The 5,804-nt window shown below is 62.7% G+C and carries 3 protein-coding genes; 1 reads left to right on the top strand and 2 read right to left on the bottom strand.

The annotated features are described in order from the left end of the window. Window positions 1-478: 478 nt before the first annotated feature. A complete protein-coding gene (locus AC56LY_RS24425) occupies window positions 479-2,593 on the top strand; it encodes a TonB-dependent receptor family protein (protein ID WP_499583713.1) in 2,115 nt (704 codons plus the stop codon). Here AC56LY_RS24425 and AC56LY_RS24430 read toward each other — a convergent pair. Further along, window positions 2,571-4,091, bottom strand: a complete 1,521-nt coding sequence (locus AC56LY_RS24430; RefSeq protein ID WP_499583714.1) for a DUF3482 domain-containing protein — start codon at window positions 4,089-4,091, stop codon at window positions 2,571-2,573. The genes AC56LY_RS24425 and AC56LY_RS24430 overlap by 23 nt on opposite strands. After that, the gene (locus AC56LY_RS24435; protein WP_499583715.1) at window positions 4,088-5,566 is read right to left on the bottom strand and encodes a DUF2868 domain-containing protein; all 1,479 of its coding nucleotides are present in this window, start codon (window positions 5,564-5,566) and stop codon (window positions 4,088-4,090) included. Before AC56LY_RS24435 ends, AC56LY_RS24430 begins: the two co-directional genes overlap by 4 nt. Window positions 5,567-5,804: the final 238 nt, after the last annotated feature.

Here is a 5,804-nt window from a genome sequence, read left to right on the forward strand (position 1 = left end):
CTGAGACAACGTATTTCTTTTTTGTGAACATTTGATAATTTAAGTAATCAAAGACCGAAGTCTTTGGCACCTTCATCAAACGCCCACACTTATCGACTGTTAATTTTTAAAGAACTTTATTCGGTGCATCTTGCTGTTGGTAGCGAATCGTTTTGTTCGCTGCAGCAGAGAAGAGAGATTATGCTGTGTTTCCTAATTCTCGTCAACTCTTTCTTTTCGCTTCATCTCAGATTTCTCTGTAGACCTTGCTCTCGTAACCACTTGATTACGTTAACATTTTCGGTCAGTGCCGAAGCGGAGGCGAACTATAACAAACCTCGCCAGGGTTCCGCAAGCCCCCTCACAAAAGAATCTGCGCGCCACACGTTTTCGTACAGGGTTTACCGCGCGAGCAGGATTCTGGCTCTCAAGGTATATTCTTCGGCTAAATAACATAAGACCAACTTTTAGACTCTGCACGAACCACTTTGAGGAACGAATGAAGCATCCTGTCCTGCGCCGCACCACGATCGCCGCCCTCTGTGCCTGCTGGCCACTCGCTGCCATTGCCGACGACATCCGCAATCCGATGAACGTGGTGGTTGTCAGCGGCACGCGCGCGGAACATACCAGCTTCGATCTGCCTGCCGCGATCGATGTCGTCGATGCGGCCCAGATCGGCGCCGCCCAGTTGCGTGTGAATGCGTCCGAAGCACTGGCCGCCGTGCCGGGTATCGTCGTGCGCAATCGCGAAAACTATGCGCAGGATCTGCAGATCTCGTCGCGTGGCTTCGGCACGCGCTCCGCCTTTGGCGTGCGCGGTGTGCGTCTGGTTGCCGATGGCATTCCAGCCACCATGCCGGACGGCCAGGGCCAGGCAGCGACCTTCAATCTCGATCTCGCCGAACGCATCGAAGTGCTGCGTGGCCCCTTCTCTGCGCTGTATGGCAATCACTCGGGTGGCGTGGTCCAGCTCTTCACGCGGGAGCCGACCGACAGGCCAACGGTCGAAGCCACCTTCACCGGCGGCAGTTACGGCCAGCGCAAGCTCGATACGAATGCGTCGGGTCGCAGCGGCGGCATCGGCTATTTGATCGATGCATCGCGTTTCGAGACCGATGGCTACCGCGATCACAGTGCTGCCACGCGCGATCAGGCCTATGCCAAGCTGGTGGTCGAGCCGACATCGACCAGCCGTCTGGTGATCACAGCCAGTGGCCTGCGCCAGGACGATACCCAGGATCCGCTCGGCGTGACGTGGGATACCTTCCGGCGCGATCCACGCGCAGGCGAGATCGATACGACCGATACACGCTCGCCACAGCGCACGCTGGCCGAGCGATACGATACGCGCAAGAGCATCAATCACAAGCAGTTTGGCGCAACGTTCGAGCAACGCTTCGGCCAGGATCGCCTGCAGGTCACGGCTTACGGCGGCAACCGCCGCGTGATCCAGTACCAGTCCTTCTCGCGCGGCTTCCAGGCGCCACCGACGCACTCGGGCGGCGTCATCGATTTCGACCGCGACTTCTATGGCATCGACGCCAACTGGCGCGCGGTGCGCACCGTCGCCGGTGGCACGCTGCGTACCACGGCGGGCCTTGAAATGGCGCAATCCAAGGATGCGCGCCAGGGTTTCGAGAACTTCATCGGCAATACCTTCGGCGTGAAAGGCAATCTGCGGCGCGACGAGAAGAACGACGTGACCAGTGTCGACCCGTATGTGCAAGTCGAATGGGAACGCGATCAGTGGGTACTTACCGGCGGCCTGCGTCACAGCCGCGTGGACTTCGACGTCGAGGACCAGTATCTGTCCAACGGCAACGACAGCGGCGGCACCGACTTCCGTCATACGACGCCGCTCGTCGGTGTGCTCTACAAAATCTCGCCGACACTGAACGTGTACGCCAGCGCAGCGCGCGGCTTCGAGACGCCGACGATGAACGAATCATTCTATTCAGGCACGGGCGGCGGCTTCAACTTCGCACTCGAGCCGGCAATCGGCACGCACCTCGAAGTCGGCGCCAAAGCGATGGTGGCCCGCGGCGTGCGCGTCAACGCCGCCGTGTTCCAGGTAAAGACCAAGGATGAACTGGTGGTGGATGCATCATCGGGCGGCCGCACCAGCTATCGCAACGCGAGTGCAACGCTGCGCCAGGGCGGTGAGCTGTCGGTCGACGCGGAACTGGGCGCTGGCTGGAACGCACGCCTCGCCATCAGCATGCTGCATGCGATCTATGACGAAGGCTTCAGCGCCGTGCCAAAGGGCAGCCGCCTGCCGGGCGTACCCAAGTCGAGCTTCTACAGCGAATTGGGGTGGACGGAAGCGGCGGGCCGTTATGGCGTCGCGCTTGAGACGGTCGCCAATAGCCGGGTGTATGCGGAAGACACCAACACCGCGCAGACAGCGCCCGGCTATGCGGTCGTCAATGCCCGCGTGCAGGCGAGCCAGCAATTCGGCGGCTGGCGCCTGCGCCAGTTCGCACGCCTGAACAACCTGTTCGACCGCGATTATGTCGGCTCGGTGATCGTAGGCGACGCGAACCGCCGCTATTATGAAGCGGCGCCTGGCAGTAACTGGCTGCTGGGCGTCAGCGCGCAGTATCAGTTTTAGTCAGGTCCACCGGGGCCGGTGCCGCTGCCGGCGCCTCCTGCCCCGGCAGCGCGGCATCGGGATACAGGCGCGCCAGTGTGGCCGTCACCGCTGGCACCAGGACAGCCTGCACCAGTTTGGTGGCTGCGCCCAGGTCCGGCGCAGCGCGCACTGCTTGCCATAAACGCGCGCCATCGGCGCCGCGCGCAGCCAGTGCACTTTCGGCTTCGGCCTGCCAGAACGGCGGCGCTTCGCTTTCGACATAGTTGCCACGCCCTCGCCCAAAGTGCGCGACTGCCAGATAGCGCAGGATCGCGCCCACCAGCATCTGCTCCAGGAACGGATCGGCGAACTTCACGTTTGCCTGGTTGCGGTCCGTCCCCTGGTTGAAGCCCCATGCGGCGCCGGCGGCCGTGATACCCCCAGCGATGGCGCCCAGCAGTGCACCCGCACCCATTGTCAGGCCACCGGCCATCAAGTCAGCCGACAGACCGGTGGTTGCTCCCGCCACCACCGCACCGAGCAGGCCAGCCTGCGCCCTGTCGACCGGCGCCTTGACGGCAAAGTTGTCACGCACGCGCGCATTGACAGCGACGGCCTGGCCCGGATCGATGCGGTAAAGGGACAACATGCGCGCCGTCGCGTGATTGATGCCATCGTTCAGGCGCTGGACGAGCGCTGCCATGGCCAGCTCCTGGCGGCGCGCCTCGTCCTTGCCGATGCCGACTGCTTTCAGGGCGCTGCGCAGCATGCCGGGGCGCTGTTCGTCCAGCGCCTCGGTATCGCGCGTGGCAGCTGCAATCTGTTCGGCACTCATGTGCAGGGCACTTGCGTAGCGCTCGCGATTGCGCGCCGACCAGGCAGACAAAAGGCGCGCATACGCGGGCTGCTTCTCGGCTGAGATCAGGTGCGTGACCGATTCGTAGAACACGTGTTCATGCACCCAGCAGCGGGCAAAGGCGTCGAGCGGCAGCACTTCCTTGACCACCGAGTACTGGGCCAGATGTTGCTTCCAGCGCTGCGGCTCGGCGTGTTCTTCGTGGGCCGGACGCGGTGGGCCGATCTGGTTGAGCAGCACGACCACGGGTTTGCCGAGCCACTCGAGGATATTCATCTCGGACGGCAGATAGCCCGCATCCTGTGGCGACTCGGACGAGTTGACGAGGTATAGCACGACGTCGGCTTCTTCGCGTGCAGCGCGCAGCGCCTGCTGGCTGAGGAAAAACGGCCGGTCGCGATAGCGATCGAACACCTCGCGCAGGAACCAGCCGATCGGATTGCCCGCGATGGCCAGGCGTTTGTGCAACCGCACTGAATCGCCGAAGCCGGGCGTATCCCACAACACGAGCGAGTCGCCACCCGGTGTGGACAGCAGCGGGTAGCCTTGCGAAATCTGGGTCACGTGGGCGGCGTCGCGGATTTCGCCGACGTCCATCCCGACCAGCGTGCGTGCCAGCGTCGTCTTGCCGTTATTGGTATGCGAGACCAGGGCAAACTGGATCTTGGCCGGCTGGGTCATCGCAGCTCCGGCAAGCTCAGGCCCGCACCCAGTTCAAGCGGATGCTTGTCCGGTTCGAGCAAGTTGACGACGTGCGCCGACGTGCCATGAAAACTGCAGAACTGCCGCCACAGTGAGTGACGCTCGGCAGCGCGTTCGGCGCCGACCTGATCACCGATGCGCTCGAGCAGCGCTGATTCATCAAGCAGCACGGCGACCCCGCGCGGTACGTGTTTGACCAGGTAATCCAGCAGCGCGCCGTGATTTTCCTTCTCCGGCGTCGCCGCAAGGCTGAACAGCACGGTGGTTACCGTAATGCCGGCTTCGTTGAGCATCGTCTCGCGCAGTGCGTCTTTTGGTTCGATGCCATACGCGACCGGCGGCAGCAGCTGAACCCTCGCCTGCCCGCCCAGCGCAGCAGCGGCGATCGCCCACAAGCCACGGTCGCGTGGCTCGTCGAGTGTGTAGGTGTACGGGATCACGCGCAGCACGGCTGGCGCACTGGTGCCGATGCTGTCGGCCAGCTTGCGATAGTACGGCTGGTCAAGGTCGAGCGGGAAGTGACGCGACAGATGGCGCGCACGCAGCCCGGCAACAATGGCCAGCAGCACACGTGGCAGGATCACCAGTAGCAGCAACGTCGCACCATACAGATGCACCCAGCGTTCGCCTACCGGCAGGCCGGCGCTGCCGCCGAAACGCAGTTGCTCGATCTCGGCCAGTGTGAAGCCTTGCAGGAACGGGAACACGGTCAGTGCCGGCGTGAAGAGCCACGACAGCAAGGTGTGGACTTGCTGGGCATCGAGGAAGGTGCTTTCCCAGCCAGTCACATATTGGGTCAACAAGCCACGTGCATACAGCGACGCGACGGCGCCAAGTGCGAAACCGGCGGCCGCAAGGTGCACCGTGCGGCTCAGGCGCGCACGGGTAAGCGGCTCACTCAGGACAGCCCAATCGGCCAGAAAATGGGCAACGCCTTCGGCCAGCGCTGTGGGAAGCTTGCGTGGCGCCACGGCCTTGCCGACGCTCAGGCGGCGCAGCAGGGGCGCGCCGCTCTTCTTCCGGCGCGCGGCAGGCACAACCGCCCATACCAGAAGGCCCAGGTACACCAGCAGATTCCAGGCGATGATGATCAGGAGCGGTGCAGATAACAGGTCGACCCGGTGCGGATCGGCGATGCGGTCGAGCGCGGCCCCGAGCACGAAGGCGATGAACGGCAGCGCGAACCAGATACCGCGCATGCCGGGGGCACGGCGTTGAAAAGCACCGAAAGCCGGCGTGCGTTCGCCAAGGCGCTTGAGGATTTGCTCGGCGCGCTGCTGCAGGAAATGCTGCTGATTGACGGCCGTATGGCTGTCGGCGGCCTGCCAGGCGGCGAGTTCACGTGCGCTGCGGGTGGCGTACTTGCGATCGTCGTCGCTCAGTACCGTATGGCCAACGTCGGCGTGCTCGATGGCGCGCGCCAACACGACATTGCGTGCGACCTGTTCATTCATGTTGTTCCCGTGATTGAAATGACAATGCTGATAAAAGCATTGTGCACCAGATTCAAGGGTATTGGCGGTGGGGTGGCGCACCGTGCTCGTCACATCGACAAGTGCGCACGACAAAGCGATTGCCCAAAGCGAAAAGCCCCACTCAGATCACTGAGCGGGGCTTTTCTATATAACTAGCCTGACGATAACCTACTTTCACACTGGTTGCAGCACTATCATCGGCGCAAAGTCGTTTCAC

The organism is Telluria sp. ZT3P25 (assembly GCF_059685895.1).